Source organism: Streptomyces sp. HUAS CB01 (assembly GCF_030406905.1).
GTDB lineage: Bacteria > Actinomycetota > Actinomycetes > Streptomycetales > Streptomycetaceae > Streptomyces > Streptomyces chengbuensis.
Genome location: NZ_CP129137.1, coordinates 5,278,133 through 5,299,519, shown reverse-complemented (window position 1 = coordinate 5,299,519; position 21,387 = coordinate 5,278,133). Strand labels below are relative to the sequence as shown.

Genomic DNA, 21,387 nt, shown 5'->3' with positions numbered 1-21,387 from the left:
GGCGCCGGGCGCCGGCGGCCCGGCCTCTCCGACGGCCGATCAGGGCGTCGGCCCGCGAGTGCCCGCGGCCCAGGAGCCCGCAGTCGATCCGGGCATACGCCCCCGAGTGCCCGCGGCCCGGGGCGTTCAGGAGGCGCGCTTGCGGGCGGTGGTCTTCTTCGCCGTCGTCTTCTTGGCCGCGGACTTCGAGGAGGCCGTCTTCGACGACGTGGCCGCCGCCGCCTTCTTGGCCGCCGTCTTCCTCGCCGCCGGCTTGGCCGCCGTCTTCCTCGCCGCCGGCTTGGCCGCCGTCTTCGACGCCCCCTTCGCCGCGGTCTTCTTCGCCGTCGCCTTCTTGCGGGGCTTCAGTTCCGTGACCGGCGCGGAGACCTCCGCCGCCTCGTCACCCCGGGCCTCCTTCGCCGCCCGCACGCTGCTCTCCAGCGCGGCCATCAGGTCGATGACCTTGCCGCCGCCCGCCGGCGCGGGCTGGGGCTCCAGTTCCACGCCCTCCGCCTTCGCCGCGATCAGCTCCTCCACGGCCTGCCGGTAGTCGTCGTGCAGCGAGTCGAGGTCGACCTCCCCGAGCGTGTCCATCAGCGCGTCCGCCAGATCGAGTTCCGCGTCGCGGATCGTGACGTCCGAGTCCGGCGCGACCCCCTCCGGCCGGCGCACCTCGTCCGGCCAGAGCAGCCCGTGCATGGCGATGACGTCGTCGACGACGCGGAGCATGCCGAGCCGCTCCCGCCCCCGCAGGGCGAACTTGGCCACTCCGACCTTCTTGCTCCGTTTGAGGGCCTCCCGCAGCAGCGTGTACGGCTTGGCCGCGGGCACGCCGTTCGCCGCGAGGTAGTACGCGCCCTCGATCTGGAGCGGATCGATCTCCGAGGCCGGGACGAAGGCGACGATGTCGATCGTCTTCGTGGTCGGCAACGGCAGCGAGGCGAGGTCCTCGTCGGTGATCGGGATCATCGTCCCGTCCGCGTCCTCGTACGCCTTCCCGATCTCCGCCTGCGACACCTCCTGGTCGTCCAGCTCACAGACCTTGCGGTACCGGATGCGCCCGCCGTCCTCGGTGTGGATCTGGCGGAAGGAGACCGAGCGACTCTCCGTGGCGTTCACCAGCTTGATCGGAATGCTGACCAGCCCGAAGGAGATCGCGCCGTTCCAGATGGATCGCACGTTTCATCCCTTTCATCCGATACGTAGGGATTCATGGGATTCTCATCGTATGACGCCCATCACCGAGGTGGAGGGGCGGCGTCTGGCCCTCAGCAATCTGGAAAAGGTCCTTCATCCGGCCACCGGGACCACCAAGGGCGAGGTGCTGCACTACTACGCCACCGTCGCGGACGCGATCCTGACGCACCTGCGGGACCGGCCGCTGTCCTTCCTCCGCTATCCCGACGGCCCCGACGGCCAACTGTTCTTCACCAAGAACCCGCCGCCCGGCACCCCCGACTGGGTGGAGGTCGTCGACGTGCCGCGCTCCTCCGGCGAGAGGGGTGAGCAGGTCGTCGTCCAGGACCTGCCGTCCCTGATGTGGGCGGCGAACCTGGTCGTGGAGTTCCACACCCCCCAGTGGAAGGCGGACCGGCCGGCCTGGGCCGACCGGATGGTCCTCGACCTCGACCCCGGGGTTCCGGCCACCGTCGTGGAGTGCTGCGACGTGGCGCTGTGGCTGCGGGGGCGACTGGCCTCCGACGGCCTGGACGCGTACGCGAAGACCTCCGGCTCCAAGGGCCTGCATCTGCTGGTGCCACTGGAACCGACCCCGTCCGAGGAGGTCTCCGCGTACGCGAAGGACCTCGCGATGGAGGCCGAGGCGGAACTCGGAGGGCTGGTGGTGCACCGGATGGCGCGCGCCCTGCGGCCGGGGAAGGTCTTCGTCGACCACAGCCAGAACGCGGCGGCCAAGACGACCGCCACCCCCTACACCCTGCGCGCCCGCGCCGAGCCGACCGCGTCCGCGCCCGTCACCTGGGACGAGGTCGAGGGCTGCGCATCGCCCGAGGACCTGGTCCTCCGCCTGGGCGACATCCCGGGGCGGCTCGAGCGGTACGGGGATCTGCTCGCGCCCCTGGCCGACCCCGCGGCGGCGGGCGCGCTGCCGTGAGCCCCCGTACGCAGGGCGCGTTGAGGCCCCCGTTGAGACCGGCGCTCGCCGAGCCGGTGGCCACGCTGCCGCGCGGTGAGGGACTGGCGTACGAACCGAAGTTCGACGGCCACCGGATGCTGATCTTCAAGATCGACGGCAAGGCGGTGCTCCAGGCCCGCTCGGGGCGCATCGTGACCACCGCCTTCCCCGATCTCGCGGAGGCCGCGCTCGCCCTGCCGGACGGCACGGTGGTGGACGGCGAGGTGGTCGTGTGGAGCGGCGGCCGGGTCGACTTCGCCGCCGTGCAGCGCCGGGCGGCCGCCACCGCGGCTCGGGCCGGGCTCCTCGCCCGCCGGATGCCCGCCTCCTACGCCGCGTTCGACCTGCTCGGGGAGCGCGGGGAAGATCTGCGCCCCGCCCCGTACGAGCGGCGCAGACAGCGTCTGACCGCGCTGCTCGAACCGCTCGGGCCGCCGCTCCAGCCGGTGCCGATGACCACGGACCCCGAACTCGCCGCGACCTGGTTCGAGACGCTGCCGGCGGCGGGGATCGAAGGGCTGGTGGTGAAGCACCTGAGCCGGCCGTACCGGCCCGGCGCCCGGGACTGGCGCAAGCTCCGCCACACGGACGTGCACGACGCGGTGGTGACCGGCTTCACCGGCCCCCCGGGCCGCCCGGCCGCCCTGGTCCTCGTGCTCCCCGACGACGACGCTCCGGTGGTGTCCAGCCCGCTGCCGCCCGCCCTGCGCACCCAGGCGGGCCGACTGCTCGCGGACCGCGCGACGGAGCACCCGGAGGGAGCACCCCGGACGGCGATGGCGATCGGGATCGGCGAGGTGCCCTTCCGCGCCGTGGAACCCGGGCTGGTGGCCGAGGTCGGGCGGGGCACCACCCGCCACAGCGTCGTCACGGTCCACCGGCTGCGGGACGACCTCATTAATCAAGTTTGACTAGTCGAGAAACCGGGGATACGGTACCTGCTAGTCAAGTTTGATGAGTCTGCACTAAGGAGTGTGTGTGCCCCAGCTTCCCGACACCGGATACCTCCCGACCTCCGATGAACTCGCCTCGATCGAGGCGTGGTTCACCGAGTACGACGCGGCCGCCGCGCGCCGCGACATCGAGCGGATGGCGGATCTGGCCGTCTTCCCGCTCAATCTGGTCAGCGACGACTCCGCGGGCAGTGGCGCCTCCGCCCAGTGGGACCGCGAGCAGTTCGTCCGGACCATGACCCAGGTCATGGGAGGCGGGTCCGAGGACATCACGTTCGCGTCGGTGCGGACGCCCGTCTTCCTCGGCCCCGCGATGGCGGTCGTCTTCACCGACTCCACCATGACCGCGGGCGGCACCACCCAGCAACTGCGGTACGCCGACGTCCTGATCAAGCGGGACGGGCAGTGGGCGTTCCAGACCATGCTGCAGAGCGGCTGGGGCGACAACCTGCGCTGAGCCGTCGCGCCCGCAGCGTACGTCCCGCCCGCGGCCGCGTCGACGGCCTCGGGCGGGACCGTACGCGACCGGGGCGCGCTCGTGCCCCCTTGCGCGGCCGCGGGACGTACGCGCCCGAGGTCCGAGGGCGCCGGCAGCCGCCGGACCGCCGACCGAGGGTCGGGACGTCGTCAACACCCGTACGCACAGCCCGATGTGACGTTCGGTCCGGGCAGCCCCACCCTCGCCCCACCGGCCACTCCGCCCCTCACCTCCCGCTCGCCCCGCCGCTCACCTCGCCGGTCCCCGGGGACCGGCGGTGCCCCGCGGGGCCGGCACATGCCGCTGCCCGTCCGACGAACGCGTTCATCCGGCTCACTTGCGCGGGGTGGGTTGCCGCCGTCCTGGTGCACACTCTCCCCAGGCATCCGGCTCACGGAAGGGAACGGCGTGTTCACGGGGATGGACGAGGTCGACTGGGCCTCGATGGGACATGCGTACGGTCCGGCTGACGACGTACCGGGGCTGCTGAGGGGGCTCGCATCCGCCGATCCGGCCGACCGGGAGACCGCGCTCGACGGGCTGTACACCGCGGTGCACCACCAGGGTGACGTGTACGACTCCACGCTGGCCTGCATCCCCTTCCTGCTGGAGCTCGTCGCCAGCCCCGAGGTGCAGGACCGGGGCGCCATCGTGGAGTTGCTCACCAGCATCGGCGGCATCGACCTCGACGACGACGAACTCGACCCGGAGGACGAGGAGTTCGAGGACGCCGCCAACTACGCGATGGCAGCCGCTGCGGTGGCGGCGGGGGCCGACGTCTTCGTCGGGCTGCTGGACGACCCGGACGCGGGGGTCCGGCTCGCGGCGCCCTGCGCGCTGGCGATGCTCCACGGCGACCCGGCGCGGGTGCTCGCCCTCCTCAGCGCCCGGCTGGAGGGCGAACGGGACACGGAGGTACGGCTCGCGCTCGTCGAGGCGGTGGGGCGGATCGCGCTGCGCCACGAGGCGCTGCGGGCCGAGTCGGTGACCTGGCTGACCACACTGCTCGCCGCGGACCGGCCGCCCGGGCTGCGGCTGGCCGCCCTCACCCAACTGGCCCGCTGCGCGCCCGGCCTGCTGCCCGACGACGTGGCGTCGACGGCCACCGCGCTGCTGCGGGCCACGGACGGCGCCGCAGCCGGGACGGGACCGTCGGTGGCGGGCACCGGCGGGCCGGGGGCCGGGGTCGCGACGGGGGAAGGCGGCGGCCCCGGCGCACCCTGGGCCGACGACCTGCTGCGGACACTCCACTCCGCCCTCGGCGACCGTGTCGAGGACCGGATCGCGCTGCTCACCGGCCAGCTGACCAGCGCCGATCCGGGGCAGCGCACGGACGCCGTATGGATGTGCCACGGGCTGATCCGGGCCTGGCGCGGCCCGTACGACGAGGTGGTGCGGCTCGTCGGCGCACAGCTCGGCGACCCCGATCCGCTGCTGCACGGCGCGGCGGTCAGCCTTCTGGAGAGCCTCTTCGGGCTGGCGCTGCCCGCGGCCGACGCGCTCGCGGAGCGGGTGCGGACCGCCGACGGGGACCGGCCGGCCGACCGTCGCGCGCTCGTCGCGCTCGCCCGGCTCGGCGACCCGCGTGCCGTCCCGGCGCTCGCACGGGCACTGGAGCAGCCGGATCTGCCGCGCGATGCGGCGTTCACCGTGCCGTACCTCGGCGACCTGGCCGCGCCGCTCGTGCCGCTGCTGCGGCGGCGGCTCGGCGAGCTGGCCCTGGACGAACAGCTCTACGAGCGGGCGGTGCCGCTGCTGGCCGGGATCGCCGGCGTACGGGCGGCCGAGGCGCTGCCCGAGGTGCTGCGGGTCCTGCGCGGCGCTCCGGCCAGGGGCGGCGAGTGGGTGACCGAGGCGGCGCTGCGCGCCCTCACGTCGTTCGGGCCTGCTGCCCTGCCGGCCGCACCGGAGCTCCGTGCGCTGCTCGGCGGGGCGTCCTCGCGCCCGTCCTCGTCGGTCGTCGCGGGCGCGGCGCGTGCGCTGTGGGCGGCGACGGGGGACGTCGCCGCGGTACTGCCGGTGCTCCGCGAGCTGCTCGCCGCGGACGGTCCAGACGAGCGCCGCGCCGCCGCGGCGGCGCTGGGCGCCGTCGGCGGCGCGGCGGCCGCCGCGGCGCCCGCGCTCCGCGACCTGCTCGCCTCGCCGGAACGGTGGCTCCGGATGGACGCCGCGGTCGCGCTGTGGCGGGTCACCGGCGAGGCCCGGGAATCCCTGCCGGTGCTGCGGACCGCGTGGGAGGAGAACCGCTACGGGCGGGTCGAGATCGCCGAGTGCCTCGCCGAGATGGGCCCCTCGGCGGGGCCGGCGGCGCCGCTGCTGCGCGCGGAGCTGGCGCGGCCCCGGCGGCACAACGTGCTGGACGGGGGGTCGGGCAGCCATGACATCGAGCAGGACGAACGCCTGCTCACCCTCTGCCGCGCGGCCCTCCGCGCTCACGCGTGAGGGGCCGGGGCGGGCGGGCCCGCGCACCAGGGCCGCGCGCCCCGGTCCGCCGCGCCGAGGAGTCCACCGGGCCGCAGGTCCGGCCCGGCGGGGACGGCCGGAACTCACCCGATCCGGAGGCCCCCGCGCACCCGGCGGACCGGCACCGCCTGAGCACGGACCCGGGCCTGGGCCTGGGCCTGGGCCTGGGCCCACGATCGGCGCGATCCGGCACGGCGGCGCGCGTGATGCTGCAAGGTCGCGCCTCGGCCCCGACGACTTCGACCTCGGCTACAGCTACGGCCACCGGACACGGCCGGCGGCCCCGGTCACAGGCACTGGCACCGGTATCAGCACCGGCACCCGGCCCCGCTCAGCCAGCCCCGTGTCCCGAGCGCCCGCGCGCACCGTCCGGTCCGGGCCGAACGGGGCCCATGGGGCTGGGCGCCGCCGGTCGCCCGGCCTCGACGGGAGCGTCACCACAAACCATCCGCAGGCCACTCGCAAAGGGCAAAAAGGACTTCCGTACCCTGGGGGACGGCCCGCATTCGCATCGACCTCCCCAGGACCCCTCTTGGCCCGCCACCGCACCCCCCGCCCCGCGCTCGCCGCCGTCGCCGTCACCGCCGCCGCGCTGCTGCTCGCCGGCTGCGACGACGCGGGCGGACTGGAGAGCGCCGGGCCCACGCCGACCGCCGTCGGGCCGGTGGAGCTGTGGCCGGAGCTGCCGGACATATCCGCGCCCCCCGTCGACTACGGCGAGAGTGACACGGAACACATACGCGGCATCAAGGTCCCCGGCGGCGACGTCCACTCCGTGGACCCGATCGCCGTCGTCCAGGCGGAGGTGGCCGCCCACCCCGGCGAGGTCACCGGACCGGACGGGCTCTACGAGGAGACGGCCCGGCAGATACGCGAGTGCGGGACGAAGCCGGGGAAGTGCCCCGTACTGAAGCCGTACTACCGGGATCTCACCGGTGACGGGAAGGACGAGCTGATCGTCGGCATCACGATGCCCGAACAGCAGACGGCGATACGGGTGTACATGCCGGAGAAGGGCGGGCTGACCCGCATCATGTCCGACGCGGAGGCGATCGTCAGCGTCGAGCTCGCCGGGCGGGACCTGATCCTGCGCGCGGTGTCCGCCGGCATCCCCGGCTACGAGTACCGCACGGCCTGGTCCTGGGACGAGCAGCAGCGGGCGATGCTCCCCGCGCGCGACGAGATCGTCCGGGTCAAGCCGTCCCGGCCCGCTCCCGAGTCGTCGGCGGACGCACGATGACGCGTACGACGACGGTCCGCCGGGCGCGGCGGTCACGGCGCCGGCCGCGGCTGCGCAGGCCCGCCTGGACCGCCACGCTCACCTGGAAGGCCGCGGTCTTCATCACCGTGATGTGCTGCGCCCTGGCGGCGCTGCTCGGTGCGCTGGTGCATGTGTCGGTGACCCGCCAGACCGTGGACCAGGCGCGCGAGAAGGCGCTGTCGAAGCTGGAGGACGTGACCGAGGCCTACGAGGCGGGCGAGCCGACGGGGCGGTACGGCGCCGTGGACCCGGACGGTCTGCCGTCCGGGCTGCGGGCGCTGGCGCTCCGCGGGCAGCGCGGCACGATGGTCTCGGACGTCGACGGCCGGCCGACGATGTGGGCCGCGGGCCCGGCGGACGGCCGCGCGCTGGCGGTCCGGGTCGACTACACCCTGAGCGCGCAGACGATCATGGGCCTCGACCGGGCCATCGTCGGCTCCTCCGCGCTGGCGATCGGCGCGACGCTGCTGGCGGGGGCCTTCTCGGTGACCCGGGTGACCCGGCGGCTGCATCTGACCGCGCAGGTGGCGCGGCGGATCAGCGCGGGCGATCTGGACGCGCGCGTCAACGACCCCCGGACGAAGGACCCTTCGCGCGGCGAGGACGAGGTGGCCACGGTCTCCGGCGCACTGGACACCATGGCCTCCACCCTGCAGCGGAAGCTGCTGAGCGAGCAGCGCTTCACCGCCGACGTGGCGCACGAGCTGCGCACCCCGCTGACGGGCCTGTCCGCGGCGGCCGAGCTGCTGCCGCCGGGGCGGCCGTCCGAGCTGGTGCAGGACCGGGTGCGCAGGATGCGGGCCCTGACGGAGGACCTGCTGGAGATATCGCGGCTGGACGCCGGCCGGGAGACGGTCGACCTCGACATCCATGAACTCGCGCCGCTGGCCGAGCGGGTGGTGCGGATGGCGCGCTCCACCGGTGCCAAGACGGATCTGCTGGTCGTCCGGGGCACGAGCGTGGAGACGGACAAGCGGAGGCTGGAGCGGGTGCTCGGCAATCTGATCACCAACGCGCACAAGCACGGTGCGCAGCCGGTGGTGGTCTCCGTGGACGGACCGGTGGTGTCGGTCCGGGACCACGGGACGGGATATCCGGAGTACCTGCTGGAGCACGGCCCCCAGCGGTTCCGTACCGAGTCCGGCGGCAAGGGCCACGGTCTCGGGCTGACGATCGCGGTGGGCCAGGCCGCGGTGATAGGGGCCGAGCTGGAGTTCGCGAACGTCGCCGGGGGCGGGGCGCTCGCCCGGCTGACGCTGCCCGAGTACGTGCACCTCGCCGACTGCCCGGACGCCGGCCCCGCGCCGGTGCCGGACACGGACGCCCGGCCGGTGCCGGAGCCCGGTCCGGGCGCCCCGGACACCGACATGCGGCGCACAGAGTCCACAGATAAGCGGATATAAGATCCCCGCTTGCTACGTTGCGTCGCATGACGGCAACGGCAGCGGAGGCTCCCCCGCCCGAACGGCCCCGCCCGGCGCGACGGAGGGGCGTGGAGCTCTCGCTCCTCCTGTGCGCCGTCCTCATCTCCGTCTACGGCTACGCCGACGTGGGTCTGGCCAGGAGCGGAGCCGTTCCGCCCGACGCTCTCGCCTACGGTGCGGGGCTCGGTCTGCTCGCGCTGCTCGCCCATCTCGCCGTGCGACTGCGGGCGCCCTACGCGGACCCGCTGCTGCTGCCGATCGCCGTCCTCCTCAACGGCGTGGGACTCGTCCTCATCTACCGCCTCGACCTGGAGACACCGGCCGACCGTGCCGCCCCGGCGCAGCTGATCTGGTCCACCCTGGGTGTCGCGCTGTTCATCGCGGTGGTGGTGCTGCTGCGGGACCACCGCGTACTGCAGCGCTACGCGTACCTCTCGGTGGTCACCGCGCTCGTGCTGATGATCGTGCCGATCCTGTTCCCCGCGGTGAACGGCGCCCGTATCTGGATCCGGGTCGGCGGTCTCTCGTTCCAGCCGGGCGAGTTCGCCAAGATCCTGCTGGCGGTGTTCTTCGCCGCGTACCTGGCCGCGAACCGGCACGCCCTCGCCCACACGGGCCGCCGGATCGGACCGCTGCGGCTGCCCGCGGGCCGGGTGCTCGGACCGGTGGTGGCCATCTGGCTGATCAGTGTGGTCGTGCTGGTGCTGGAGCGGGACCTCGGTACCTCGCTGCTGTTCTTCGGGCTCTTCGTGGTCATGCTCTACGTCGCCACGGGCAGGACCGGCTGGATCGTGGTGGGCCTGCTGCTCGCGGGCGCGGGGGCGTTCGCCGTCGGCACCCTGGAACCGCACGTGCACAGCCGGGTCGAGTCCTGGATCGACCCGTACGCGTCCATCGCGGCGGGCGACGGGCCCAGCCAGCTCGCGCAGTCGCTGTTCTCCTTCGCCTCGGGAGGCGTGCTCGGCACGGGGCTGGGCGCGGGCCACTCGGTCCTGATCGGATTCGCCGCCAAGTCCGACTTCATCCTGGCGACCGTCGGCGAGGAGCTGGGGCTGGCCGGGCTCACGGCGCTCTTCCTGCTGTACAGCCTGCTCGTGGCGCGGGGCTACCGCGCGGGACTCGATCTGCGCGACCCGTTCGGCCGGCTGCTCGCCGTGGGCCTCGCCGCGATCGTCGCCGTGCAGGTCTTCGTCATCGCGGGCGGGGTGACGGGCCTCATCCCGCTCACCGGCATGGCCATGCCATTCCTGGCGCAGGGCGGTTCGTCCGTCGTCACCAACTGGATCATCGTGGCGCTGCTGATCCGGCTCAGCGACTCCGCCCGTGAGCCGCACCCGGAACCGGTCGAGACGGGGGTGGTCGCGCCCGCCACCGCCCCGGCGGGACCTCCCACGCCGGAGGGAGCGCGATGACGCGGTACATCCGGCGCGCGGCGGCGCTGAGTCTGTTCCTGCTCGCCGCGCTGTTCCTGAACGCCGTACGCGTCCAGGTGCTCCAGGCCGACGGTCTCAACGGCAGCCCGGCGAACCGGCGTCCGGCCATCGCGCGCTACGACGAGCCGCGCGGCGACATCGTCGTCGGCGGCCGGCCGGTCACGGGTTCGAAGGACACCGGCGAGCAACTCCGCTACGAGCGCACCTATCTGGACGGCCCCCTGTACGCGCCGGTCACCGGCTACTCCTCGCAGACCTACGGCACGACCCTGCTCGAGCACGCGGAGGACGGGGTGCTGTCGGGCACGGACCCCATGCTCGCCCCGCTGCCCTTCTGGAACGAGTTCACCCGCTCCGAGCGGCCCGGCGGCAAGGTCCTGACCACGATCAGGCCGTCCATGCAGCAGGCCGCCTACCGCGGCCTGGACGGCAGGCGCGGGGCGGTCGCGGCGATCGAGCCCTCCACGGGCCGGATCCTGGCGCTGGTCAGCAGCCCCTCGTACGATCCCGGGCTGCTCTCGGGCAACAGCGCGGAGGTCACCGCGGCATGGCGGCGGCTCAACGGCGCGGACACCCATCCGATGCTGAACCGGGCGATCCGGCAGACGTACCCGCCCGGCTCCGCGTTCAAGATCGTGACGGCCGCGGCCGCGCTGGAGGCGCGGGTGGTCAGGGACGCGGACGCCCCCACGGACACACCGGACCCGTTCGTCATCCCCGGCACCAGGACGACGCTGCCCAACCCCGTGCCGGGCTGCCGCAAGGCCTCGCTCGTGTACGCGATCAAGTGGTCCTGCAACACGGTGATGGCGAACCTGGGCACGAAGGTGGGTCTGAGGGCGATGCTGGAGACGGCGGGCCGCTTCGGGTTCAACGACGACGCGCTGCGGATCCCGTCCGGTGTGGCGGTGTCGAACTTCGACCGGCACATGAGCGTGGACCAGTTGGCGCTGTCGTCCATCGGCCAGTTCGACACCACGGCCACGCCGCTCCAGATGGCGATGGTGGCCGCGGCCGTCGCCAACGGCGGCGAGCTGGCCCACCCGTACCTCGTGGACCGCACGACCACGTGGGACGGGGACACGGTCCGGGAGACACCGCGCCGGTCCTACGGTCGCGCGATGTTCCCGGCGACCGCCCTGGAACTGCGGCGGATGATGATCGAGGCGGCGGAGAAGGGCACGGGGACGCGGGCGCTCATCGACGGGGTGACGGTGGGCGGCAAGACCGGCACGGCGCAGCACGGCGTCGGCAACGCCGGTACCCCGTACGCCTGGTTCATCGCCTGGGCGCAGCAGCGTGACGCACCCCGCCCGGCGGTGGCGGTCGCGGTGGTCGTCGAGGACCCGGAGGCGGCGGGCGGCGAGATCAGCGGCGGCGGCGACGCGGCACCGATCGCCCGGGCGGTGATGATCGAGGCGCTGAAGGCGGGGCGGCCCTGAGAGACGGCCCCGGCGCGCCCGACCGGCGCACGTCCGCTCAGGCGCGGGGCCCCCGCTGGCCGATCGCGGTCAGGTCGATCTCGAGAGGGAACGGACGATCGACCTTGAGCCGCTGGTGGAAGATGTCGACCGGCACATACGCCATGGTGGCGGGGTCGAGCTCGTACACGTAGACCACGGGCAGTCCGTCGTTCTGCTCGACGCGCCAGAAGTGCGGAACGCCGGCCCGGGCCTACTTGCGGGGCTTGACCTCCCGGTCCCGCTCGAGCGAATCGGCCGAGACGACCTCGACGGCGAGGACGACGTCCTCGGGCTCGAACCACGTCTGCCCGGGACCGGTGTCCGCCTCGACCTGAACCACCAGGACATCGGGCTCCGGCCGGTTCCGCCGGTCCAGTCTGATCGTCATCTCCCGGATGGCCTCCAGATGATCCGGCGCCTGGTCCATGAGCGCGTTCTCCAGCAGACGCATGACACGCGTACGGAATCGGGTCTGCGGACTCATGAGGACGAGGCTCCCGTCGACCAGCTCCGTGTGCGGAGGGAGATTCGGGAGGCTGTCCAGGTCGTCCGCCGTCCAGCCGTCCGCCGGCGGGCGGGGCCACTCGTACTGGTCATCCAGCCCGTACTCGCGTGCGGCGCTCATGATCGCTCCCATGCGACGGAGTCTGCCTGGTACGACCAGCGTGCCCAGGCAGCTTCCCGGAGCATCGTCCGATCGGGTGATCGACGGCCGCGGCCCGGGCGGCCAGGTCAGTTCGCCCCGTCCGCGATCGCCTCCTCCACCTCGGCCACCCGCTCCGCCTCCTCCGCCGCGAAGCGCTCCCGGTCCAGGCGTTCCGCGAGTTCCTCGTCCTGGGTCATCAGCAGGTCGAGGCTGGAGTCGCCGAGTTCGAAGACGCCCATGTCGACGTACGCCTTCTGGAGCCGCTCCCCCCAGAGTCCGATGTCCTTGACGCAGGGCACGATCCGGCTGAAGAGCAGTTTGCGGAAGAGGTGCAGGAACTCGGACTGCTCGGTGTACTCCTCGGCCTCCCGGCGAGGGATGCCGAAGTTCTCCAGGACCTCCAGTCCGCGGAGGCGGTCGCGCATGAGGTGGCAGCCCTCGATGACGAACTCCTCGCGCTCGCGCAGTTCGGCGTCCGTGAGCTGCTTGTAGTAGTCGCGGAGCGCCATGCGCCCGAAGGCGACGTGCCGGGCCTCGTCCTGCATGACGTAGGCGAGGATCTGCTTGGGCAGCGGCTTGTCGGTGGTGTCGCGGATCATGCCGAACGCGGCGAGCGCCAGGCCCTCGATGAGCACCTGCATGCCGAGGTAGGGCATGTCCCAGCGGGAGTCGCGGAGGGTGTCTCCGAGCAGGCCCTGGAGGTTGTCGTTGATCGGGTACAGCATCCCGATCTTCTCGTGGAGGAAGCGGCCGTAGATCTCGGCGTGGCGGGCCTCGTCCATGGTCTGGGTGGCGGAGTAGAACTTCGCGTCGAGGTCGGGTACGGACTCGACGATCCGCGCCGCGCACACCATCGCGCCCTGCTCCCCGTGCAGGAACTGGCTGAACTGCCAGGAGGAGTAGTGCCGGCGCAGGTCGCCCTTGTCCTTCTCCGTCATCCTCGCCCAGTGGCGGGTTCCGTAGAGGCTGAGGGCCTCGTCGGGGGTGCCGAGGGGGTCGTACGGGTCGACCTCGAGGTCCCAGTCGATGCGCTTGGTGCCGTCCCACTGCTTGTCCTTGCCCTTCTGGTAGAGGGCGAGCAGCCGGTCGCGGCCGTTGCCGTACTCCCAGCCGAAGCGGGCGGCGCCGGTGGCCGGGACGGACCAGACGGGTTCCCGGGGCGGGTTGGTGTAGTGGTCATACGTCGACACGAAAGGCTCCCTCGCCTCGCACTGACGAACTGACGGTCTGTTGGCAGGCTCACACGTTGGTAGACGCGCAGTCAACAAGTGCCGCACAGGGGATTGACGAGCTTACTGACGCGCAGTCTCATAAGTGGCATGACTGTGACCGAACGCGATCTCACGCTCCTCCGCGACGCCCTCGGGCCCCTGCGGGACCGCGAACAGGTCGCCGCGCGCCTGCTCGAGTCCTCGGCCAAGCACTCCTTCGACCCCGACAAGGAGCTCGACTGGGACGCCCCGATCGAGGAGGACAAGTGGTTCTGGCCGCCGGAGCTGGTGTCCCTCTACGACACCCCGCTCTGGAACCGGATGTCCGAGGAACAGCGGATGGACCTGGCCCGGCACGAGGCGGCCTCCCTCGCCTCGCTCGGCATCTGGTTCGAGATCATCCTGATGCAGCTGCTGGTGCGGCACATCTACGACAAGTCCGTGACCAGCAATCATGTGCGGTACGCCCTGACCGAGATAGCGGACGAGTGCCGGCACTCGATGATGTTCGCGAGGATGATCCAGAAGGGCGGTGCCCCCGCGTACCCGGTGCCGCGGGTCTACCACAACCTCGCCCGCGTGCTGAAGACCGTGTCCACCACGCCCGGCTCCTTCGCGGCCACGCTGCTCGGCGAGGAGATCCTCGACTGGATGCAGCGCCTGACCTTCCCGGACGAGCGCGTCCAGACGCTGGTCCGGGGCGTGACACGGATCCACGTGGTGGAGGAGGCCCGGCACGTGCGGTACGCACGTGAGGAGCTGCGCCGCCAGATGGTGACCGCGCCGCGCTGGGAGCAGGAGTTCACCCGGCTCAGCTGCGGCGAGGCCGCCCGGGTCTTCTCCGTGTGCTTCGTCAACCCCAAGGTCTACGAGAACGTCGGCCTGGACCGGCGCGAGGCCGTCGCCCAGGTGAAGGCGAGCGGGCACCGCCGCGAGGTGATGCAGTCCGGCGCCAGGCGCCTGACGGACTTCCTCGACGACATCGGTGTCCTCCGGGGCCCGGGGCGCCGGTTGTGGAAGAGCTCCGGACTCCTCGCCTGACCGTGGGGATGTGACACGGTGACCCTGCGGCGGGCCCGCTCCCTCGCACGGCCGGCGTCCGCGAGGACCGGTGCCGGGGGACGCGCGGGGCGCCGGGCACCGCGGGGGCGTGGTCGACCGGGGCAGGGTCCGCGAGGGCGGGACTCTCCGGCGCCGGGGCGTGGTGGCACACCCCGATGCCCGGTGGCCCGGCACGCCCTGCCCGCACAGGGGCCGGGGACGGTCCCGGGCGCGGAACGGGCGGAGCCGGTCGGACTTCGGCCGCAGGCGGAGACGGGCCCCGCAGGACGGGAAGCGGCGGTTAGGCTGCCGGTATGACCTCCAGTGCTCCCGCGACACGCGCGTACCGGCGCCTGAGCGTGGAGGAGCGTCGTGACCAGCTCCTGCGCGCCGCCCTCACGCTGTTCGCCCACCGGGCGCCGGAGGACGTGTCCCTCGACGACGTGGCCGAGACCGCCGGGGTGTCCCGGCCGCTCGTGTACCGGTACTTCCCCGGCGGCAAACAGCAGTTGTACGAGGCCGCCCTGCGCAGCTCCGCCGACGCCCTCGTGCTGTGCTTCGCGGAACCGCCCACCGGGCCGCCGACCGAACGGCTGGGCCGGGTCCTGGACCGCTACCTCGACTTCGTCGACGGGCACGACACCGGGTTCAGCGCGCTGATGCGCGGCGGCAGCGTCGCGGAGACGTCCCGTACCAGCGCGATCGTGGACGAGGTGCGGCGGGCGGCCGCCGAGCAGATCCTGGTCCACCTCGGTGTCCCGGAACCCGGCGCGCGCGTGCGCATGATGGTGCGCACCTGGATCGCCGCCGTGGAGGCGGCCTCGCTGATCTGGCTGGACGAGGACAAACGCCCGTCCGCCGGTGAGCTCCGCGACTGGCTCGTCGACCATCTCGTCGCCCTGCTCGCGGCGACCGCGGCCACCGACGAGGAGACCGCGGGCGTCGTCCGGGAACTGCTCGCCCTGGAGACCCCGTCCGGCCCGGTGGGGACCCTTGCCCGGCGGGTCCTCCCCTTCGCCGGCGACGCGGGCCACCTGCTGTAGGCCGGGTCCGGCAATCCGGTGCCTCCTCCCCGGAAGGGACGGAACGGCGCCCCTGCGCGAGACTGGACGGGTGAGAAGCGAGAACACCCCCTTCGTCGGCGGTCCGCTGGACGGGCGGGTCCTGCCCGTCCTCGTCGGCCCCACCGGCAACCCTCCCCTCTGGTACGAGGTGCCCGTGCCGGACGAGGACGGCGGCCCGCACACCGTCCACGCCTACCGGCGGGTCACCGCCGGGCACTCCAGGCGGCTCGGACTGCCACGCGGCTGGAAGTACGAGTACGTGCCGGAGGGACGGGAGCGCCGCAGGCTCAACTGGCCCTGGTCGAAGCCGAAGCAGGCCGAATAGGATCAACGGCGTTCGACGACCACGGGGGGAGCTTCGCCGATGGAGGCACTGCAGGAGGCGCTGCAGGACGGGGATCCGCGCCGAATCGGCCCGTACACGACGCTGGCGCGCCTCCGCGCGACCGCCGGCGCCGTGCAGTACGTGGGGCGCGACGAGGCGGCCGGCGGTGAACCGGTGGTCCTCTCCCTCGCCCGGGCGGACCTCGCGGCGCTGCCGGCGTTCCGCAAGCGTTTCGCGGCGGAGGCGCGCACGGCGGAGCGGCTGGCGGGCGGCTGGGTCCTCGCCCCCGTCGACCTGTCCCCCGACGGGTCCGAACTGTGGACCGCGTACGCGTACGTGCCCGCCGTGACCCTCGGCGAGGCGATCGCGCTCACCGGACCGCTCCCGGAGCGTGCCGTACGGACACTGGGCGCGGGGCTCGCCGAGACCCTGTCCCGTGTCCACGCGACGGGCACGGTGCTGCACGGTCTCGCCCCGGAGACCGTGCTGCTGGCCGCCGACGGGCCCCGGCTCTCGGCGTTCGGCGCGCTGGGCGCCGCCGCACACGCCGAACCGGCCCCCGGCGGCGGGCTGTCCGTACGGCTGGGCTACCTCACCCCCGAGCAACTCGCCGGCGAGCGGCCCGGCACGGCCTCCGACCTCTTCGTGCTCGGTCTGCTCCTCGCCTACGCCGCCACCGGCACCACCCCGTTCGCGGACGGCCGGGCCATCGCCGACGCGGCGCCCCGACTGGACGGCGTGCCGGACGGGTTGCGCGACCTGGTGGCGTCCTGCCTCGCCAAGTCCCCCGCGGACCGCCCGACGGCGGGCAGCGCCGCTGCGACGCTGGCCCTCGAAGGCGCCGCGGCGCTGGCGAAGGACGGCTGGCTGCCGGAATCGGTCCTCGCGGCCCTGTCCGGCCAGGCCGAGGCGGTGACCCGGCTCGCCCGGGGCGGCGACGATCCCGCGTCCTCGCGACCGGACGCCGCACCGGTCGGCCCGGCGCTGCCGCCGGGAGGCGCGGCGGACGCGGGAACTCCCGCCCAGGACACGGACGGCGGCGAGCGGACACCGGACACGACGGCCGCCGAGGAGAACGACCGCGCGGCCCGCGCCGGACTTCCCGTGCAGGACGCCCTTCCCGCCCAGGACACGGACGGCGGCGAGCGGACACCGGACACGACGGCCGCCGACGTGAGCGACCGTACGACCGGCGCCGGAGGGGACCGCGCGGCCGCCGGTTCCGGCGTCGCGCCGCAGGACTCGGCCGCGAACCGCCTCGCGCTGCCGGCGGCGCAGTCCGGCGGGAGGACCGGCGCCGGCTCGCACTCGGCGGAGGACCGTGGCCGGGACACCCTGGCCCTGTCCCCCGCCGATGTGCGCCGCGTCGACAGGACGACGGCGGCGCTGGGCATCCCCCGCGTCCACAGCGCCTCGGAGGGGGCCGCGGCGGCTCACGGTGCCGTTCCCACCCCGGAGAGCGGCCGTCCCGCCGCCGTGCCGGGCGCCGCTGCGGCCCAGTCGGCCACCGCGCCGGGTGCCCCCGCCGGGTGGGCGGGGCAGCCCACCCCCGGGACCGGCGGTCCGGCAACCGCGCCGGACGGCGGCGATCCGCCCAAGTCCGCCCTCACCGCGTCGGTCCTCGCGGCCAGGGCGGGCGCGGAACGGCGGGCGCTGGTGCTCGGTGGGGTCGCGGGCGCGGTCGGGCTGCTGCTCGGCGGTGGCATCGGCGTGGCCGTCGCGGGCGGGGACGAGAGCGCCCCCGCCGCGGCGCCCGAGCCCGCGCCGGCCGCGAAGCCCCTGCCCGGCGTGCCCCCGGCGCCTCTGTGGGCGTACCGCCACCCGGGCGACGGCTCGCCGCAGGTCACCGCCTGGCGCGACCGGGTACTGGTCGTGTCGGACGAGAAGGGCTGCACCGGCGTGGATCTGCGCACGGGCCGCCGGCTGTGGACGCAGCCCGCCGCGGCGGGTGCGCGACACCGTCCCGTGGTCGCGGGTGACGTGCTCCTCGTCATCGGCGCCACGCACTTCCTGTGGCTGTCACCGCAGGACGGCACGGTCCGGCACCGGACCGCGGCGCCCGCGCACGTGAGCGCGGTGACCGCCACGGAGGGGCCGGTCGTCTGGTTCACCGGGACCTCCGGCAACGGAACCTTCCTCGTCGCCTACGACGCCGTCGCCCGCAAGGAGCTGTGGCGCGCCCAGGTCCCCGCCGGCCGCGGCCGGAACGCAGTGCCCCGGTACCAGGGCGTCGCGGTCCGCCCCGACGGAGTCCTCGTGCGGCAGGACGGCGGCTCGCTGACCCCGCAGCAGCAGAAGGCGAACAAGGGGCGCGGGCTGTTCGCCCTGTACGACAAGCCGGGCGGCAAGCGCCTCTGGGGCAGGTACTTCGGCGCCGTCCACCAGAGCGCTCCCGTCTTCGGCGACCCCGCCGGACGGCTGTACGCGGTGGCGGGCCCGGATCTGCACGCCTACGACACCCGCAGCGGACGACAGCTGTGGCGGGCCGCGGGGGCGGCGGGCGAGGGCAGCGTCCACGGCGGCACGCTCTTCGTCCCGACGGCCGGGCACCGGCTGTACGCGCTCGACGCCGCGTCCGGCGCGACCCGCTGGACGCAGTCCACCGAGGCCGGCGGCGGGGGCGGACAGCCGCGGGTGCTGCTGGCGGCCGGCGGGCACACCGCGCTCGTGCTGGAGGCCACGCAGGTCACGGCGTTCTCCACCGCCGACGGCACCCGGCTGTGGAAGTTCCAGGACGCGGGAGGCCGGAGTCCGGTGAGCGGGTACCGGGGCGTGGTGGCCGGCCGCACCGCCGTGGTGTGGCGCGACCGGGCCTTCTACGGGCTGCCCGTGGGCCGCTGACGGGCCGGTCGGAACGGCCAGCCGCCACGCCGCACCGCATGCGGGTCCGCCCGCAGCGGGTGACGGCGTTGGTCCGGTCCGGCCACTCGGGCGGCCGTCGTACCCGCCGCACCGCATCATCGCCGACGGAGGCCGTGGGCGACCGGAGGTGATGAGGTGTCGGGCAGGATGCAGCGAACTCTCCGAGCGACGGCGCTGGTGGCGGCGGCGCTCGGAGCCACGGCTGCCGGGCCGGCCGCGTCCGGGAAGCCGCCCGCCGGAAGCGCGGCCCTCGCCCCGGCCGTCGCGCCGGGGCCGTCCGCGGGGCCGGGCCGCGAGCAGGGCGACGGCGGGACGGAGTCCGGGCCCGTGCCCCTGCCGGGGTCACCCGGGAAGCCCGCCGCCGCACCGGGGGGACCGGCACGAGCGCCACGGAACCCCGCCGCCGCACCGGGGAGGCCGGCGATCGGGCCGGTGGTCGGGGCGGTGCCCGCGAGGGTCTCCCGGGCTCTCACCCGGCTGCAGGGTCTGTTCCGGCAGGCGGCGGAGGCGAGCGAGGCGTACAGCGCCTCACGGGAGATGCTCGTGGACCAGGCCGCCGAGACCAAACGGCTCAACACCGCGCTCGCCGACGCCCGCGGCGCCCTCTCCCGCAGCCGTGACGAGGCGGGACGGCTGGCCCGGCGGCAGTACCAGGGCAGGAGCGAACTCTCCCCGTACCTCCGGCTCCTGCTCGCCCGCGACCCCCGGAGCGCGCTGGAGCAGGGCCGGCTCCTGGAGCGCGCGGCGGACAGCAGCCGTGCGACGATCGCACGTCTGGAGAAGCGGGCGCGCCGGGCCGACGCGCTGGCGGCGGCCTCCCGCAGGGCGTTCGACGAACAGCGCGCTCTCGCCGAGCGGCAGCGCGAGCACCGGGACACGCTCCGCGACCGCCTGAACGACGTGGAGGAGGTACTGGCCTCGCTCTCACCGGAGGAGCTCTCCACCCTCGGCACCCTGGGCACCGTGAGCACGCCGGGCACCGTGAACCGCACGGACCCGGCGCCCGCCCCGGCCACACCACCGCCGCCGTCGACGAACACCTCGCCGTACGCGTCGCCGCGCGCGTCCGCGCCGTCGTCCGGGCAGGCTCCGCCCGCGCGGAGCCCTCGGCCGATCGCACCGTCCTCGCCCGCCCCGGGCCGCTCCCCCGCCGGCGACGGACTCGCGGGCCGGCGTGCCACGTCTTGAGCCCGGCCGTGAGCGGACGCGGGCCTCGCCCGGCCGGCCGCGGCGTCCCTCACGCCACCGCCCTCGCTCGACTGCCGTCGCAGGGGGCCCGGACGGGCTCGGGAAACGACTCCGCCCCGGCCCCCGACGCTGCGGGGGCCGGGGCGGAGCCCTCACGGCATCAGGCCGTCGCGCCGCTGACCGAGGCCAGGTACGCCGACGTCTTCTCCGGGTCGAAGAAGAAGTTCTCGAAGTCCGACGGGTCGTTGAAGCCGTTCGCGAAGCGGTCGGCGACCGGCTGGAGCTGGCCCGCCGCGCCGATCAGGTTGAGGACGTGCTCCGGGGGGACCCCCAGCATCGCGTTGGTCCACTTGGTGACGTGCTGTGCAGTCTCCCAGTAGCGGTCGAACGTCGACTGCATCCACTCCTCGTCGAACGGCTTGTCGCCGTGCTCCACGATCGAGTCGAGGTAGGAGGCCGCGCACTTCGAGGCGGAGTTGGAGCCCTGGCCGGTGATCGGGTCGTTCGCGACGACCACGTCGGCGACGCCGAGCACCCGGCCGCCACCGGGCAGCCGGCCGATCGGGTTGCGCACGGTCGGGGCGTAGCGGCCGGCCAGCGTGCCGTTGGCGTCCGTCAGTTCGACCTTCGTCGCGCGGGCGTACTCCCACGGCGTGTACTTCTCCATCAGCTCCAGCGTGAGGGAGAGGTGCTCGGCGGGGTCCTTCACGCCCTGGAACACGTCGAGCGGGCCGCCCGGGACGCCCTCCCAGAACAGGATGTCCGCACGGCCCGAGAGGGTCAGCGTGGGCATGATGAACAGCTCACCGACGCCCGGGACCAGGTTGCAGCGGACGGCGTCGAACTCGGGGTGCTCGGGGCGCGGGCCGAGGCCGTGGACGTAGGAGACGGCGAGAGCGCGCTGGGGCTCGCTGTACGGGGAGCGGGAGGCGTCGCGGCCGAACATGGAGACGAGCTCGCCCTTGCCCGCCGAGACGAGCACCAGGTCATAGGTGCGGGCGAAGTAGTCGAGGTCGGACACGGCCGCGCCGTGGATGACGAGCTGGCCGCCGCGCTGGGCGAAGGTCTCCATCCAGCCGGCCATCTTCAGCCGCTGGTCGACGGACTGCGCGTAACCGTCGAGCTTGCCGACCCAGTCGATCACGCGCTGGGACTCGGGACCGGCCACGGAGACGCCGAGCCCCTCGATCTTCGGGGCCTGCGACTCCCAGAAGTTGATCTGCAGATCGCGCTCGTGCTGGAGCGCCGTGTGGAACATGCACTGCGTGGACATGACCCGGCCGGACCGGATCTCGTCCGCCGTGCGGTTGGACATCAGGGTGACTTCGTAACCCTGTGTCTGGAGGCCGAGGGCGAGCTGGAGTCCGGACTGACCGGCGCCGACAATGAGGATCTTCCGCATGGCGCGTCTCTTTCTGGACGTACGGGGATGGAGACGTACGGGAATCGGGGGACGACG

The 21,387-nt window shown here is 73.9% G+C and carries 16 protein-coding genes and 1 pseudogene; 13 read left to right on the top strand and 4 right to left on the bottom strand.

The features are described from left to right. Positions 1 to 126: 126 nt before the first annotated feature. The gene (gene ku, locus QRN89_RS23530) at positions 127 to 1,161 is read right to left on the bottom strand and encodes a non-homologous end joining protein Ku (protein WP_290351373.1); all 1,035 of its coding nucleotides are present in this window, start codon (positions 1,159 to 1,161) and stop codon (positions 127 to 129) included. 49 nt (positions 1,162 to 1,210) lie between these two features. On the opposite strand from ku, the gene ligD reads away from it, so the two are divergent. From ligD to QRN89_RS23490, 8 genes are all read left to right on the top strand, one after another. Beyond that, the gene (gene ligD, locus QRN89_RS23525) at positions 1,211 to 2,095 is read left to right on the top strand and encodes a non-homologous end-joining DNA ligase (RefSeq protein ID WP_290351372.1); all 885 of its coding nucleotides are present in this window, start codon (positions 1,211 to 1,213) and stop codon (positions 2,093 to 2,095) included. A gap of 32 nt (positions 2,096 to 2,127) precedes the next feature. After that, complete coding sequence (locus QRN89_RS23520; protein ID WP_290353832.1) at positions 2,128 to 3,027, top strand: ATP-dependent DNA ligase; 900 nt, start codon at positions 2,128 to 2,130, stop codon at positions 3,025 to 3,027. Positions 3,028 to 3,094: 67 nt separating this feature from the next. Beyond that, positions 3,095 to 3,526 (top strand): nuclear transport factor 2 family protein, encoded by a 432-nt coding sequence (locus QRN89_RS23515; RefSeq protein ID WP_290351371.1) that lies wholly within the window; start codon positions 3,095 to 3,097, stop codon positions 3,524 to 3,526. A gap of 429 nt (positions 3,527 to 3,955) precedes the next feature. Then, positions 3,956 to 5,989, top strand: coding sequence for a HEAT repeat domain-containing protein (locus QRN89_RS23510; protein ID WP_290351370.1), 2,034 nt, complete (start codon positions 3,956 to 3,958; stop codon positions 5,987 to 5,989). Between the two features lie 553 nt (positions 5,990 to 6,542). After that, positions 6,543 to 7,250: a hypothetical protein gene (locus QRN89_RS23505; RefSeq protein ID WP_290351369.1), complete on the top strand. Its 708-nt coding sequence runs from the start codon at positions 6,543 to 6,545 to the stop codon at positions 7,248 to 7,250. Beyond that, positions 7,247 to 8,674 carry a histidine kinase dimerization/phospho-acceptor domain-containing protein gene (locus QRN89_RS23500; RefSeq protein WP_290351368.1) on the top strand — a complete coding sequence of 476 codons (1,428 nt, stop codon included), beginning with the start codon at positions 7,247 to 7,249 and terminating at the stop codon, positions 8,672 to 8,674. Before QRN89_RS23505 ends, QRN89_RS23500 begins: the two co-directional genes overlap by 4 nt. A gap of 26 nt (positions 8,675 to 8,700) precedes the next feature. Continuing rightward, complete coding sequence (locus QRN89_RS23495; RefSeq protein ID WP_290351367.1) at positions 8,701 to 10,107, top strand: FtsW/RodA/SpoVE family cell cycle protein; 1,407 nt, start codon at positions 8,701 to 8,703, stop codon at positions 10,105 to 10,107. After that, entirely contained in the window at positions 10,104 to 11,570 is a 1,467-nt protein-coding gene (locus QRN89_RS23490) for a penicillin-binding transpeptidase domain-containing protein (RefSeq protein ID WP_290351366.1), read from the top strand. Before QRN89_RS23495 ends, QRN89_RS23490 begins: the two co-directional genes overlap by 4 nt. A 37-nt stretch (positions 11,571 to 11,607) precedes the next feature. Here QRN89_RS23490 and QRN89_RS23485 read toward each other — a convergent pair. After that, positions 11,608 to 12,216, bottom strand: a pseudogene (locus tag QRN89_RS23485) (Uma2 family endonuclease). A gap of 107 nt (positions 12,217 to 12,323) precedes the next feature. Beyond that, a complete protein-coding gene (locus tag QRN89_RS23480) occupies positions 12,324 to 13,427 on the bottom strand; it encodes a ferritin-like domain-containing protein (RefSeq protein ID WP_290351365.1) in 1,104 nt (367 codons plus the stop codon). A 129-nt stretch (positions 13,428 to 13,556) separates the two neighbouring features. On the opposite strand from QRN89_RS23480, the gene QRN89_RS23475 reads away from it, so the two are divergent. The 5 genes from QRN89_RS23475 (at position 13,557) to QRN89_RS23455 (ending at position 19,928) form a co-directional block, all read left to right on the top strand. After that, positions 13,557 to 14,489, top strand: a complete 933-nt coding sequence (locus QRN89_RS23475) for an AurF N-oxygenase family protein (RefSeq protein ID WP_290351364.1) — start codon at positions 13,557 to 13,559, stop codon at positions 14,487 to 14,489. 314 nt (positions 14,490 to 14,803) lie between these two features. Further along, the gene (locus tag QRN89_RS23470) at positions 14,804 to 15,532 is read left to right on the top strand and encodes a TetR/AcrR family transcriptional regulator (protein WP_290351363.1); all 729 of its coding nucleotides are present in this window, start codon (positions 14,804 to 14,806) and stop codon (positions 15,530 to 15,532) included. A gap of 70 nt (positions 15,533 to 15,602) precedes the next feature. Beyond that, entirely contained in the window at positions 15,603 to 15,878 is a 276-nt protein-coding gene (locus QRN89_RS23465; protein WP_290351362.1) for a DUF8847 domain-containing protein, read from the top strand. 39 nt (positions 15,879 to 15,917) lie between these two features. After that, on the top strand, positions 15,918 to 18,719 hold the full coding sequence (locus QRN89_RS23460) for an outer membrane protein assembly factor BamB family protein (protein ID WP_290351361.1): 2,802 nt from the start codon (positions 15,918 to 15,920) through the stop codon (positions 18,717 to 18,719). Positions 18,720 to 18,887: 168 nt separating this feature from the next. Beyond that, entirely contained in the window at positions 18,888 to 19,928 is a 1,041-nt protein-coding gene (locus QRN89_RS23455; RefSeq protein ID WP_290351360.1) for a coiled-coil domain-containing protein, read from the top strand. A 160-nt stretch (positions 19,929 to 20,088) separates the two neighbouring features. Here the strand turns inward: QRN89_RS23455 and QRN89_RS23450 are convergent, their stop codons facing one another. Continuing rightward, the gene (locus QRN89_RS23450; RefSeq protein ID WP_290351359.1) at positions 20,089 to 21,330 is read right to left on the bottom strand and encodes a styrene monooxygenase/indole monooxygenase family protein; all 1,242 of its coding nucleotides are present in this window, start codon (positions 21,328 to 21,330) and stop codon (positions 20,089 to 20,091) included. Between the last annotated feature and the right edge of the window lie 57 nt (positions 21,331 to 21,387).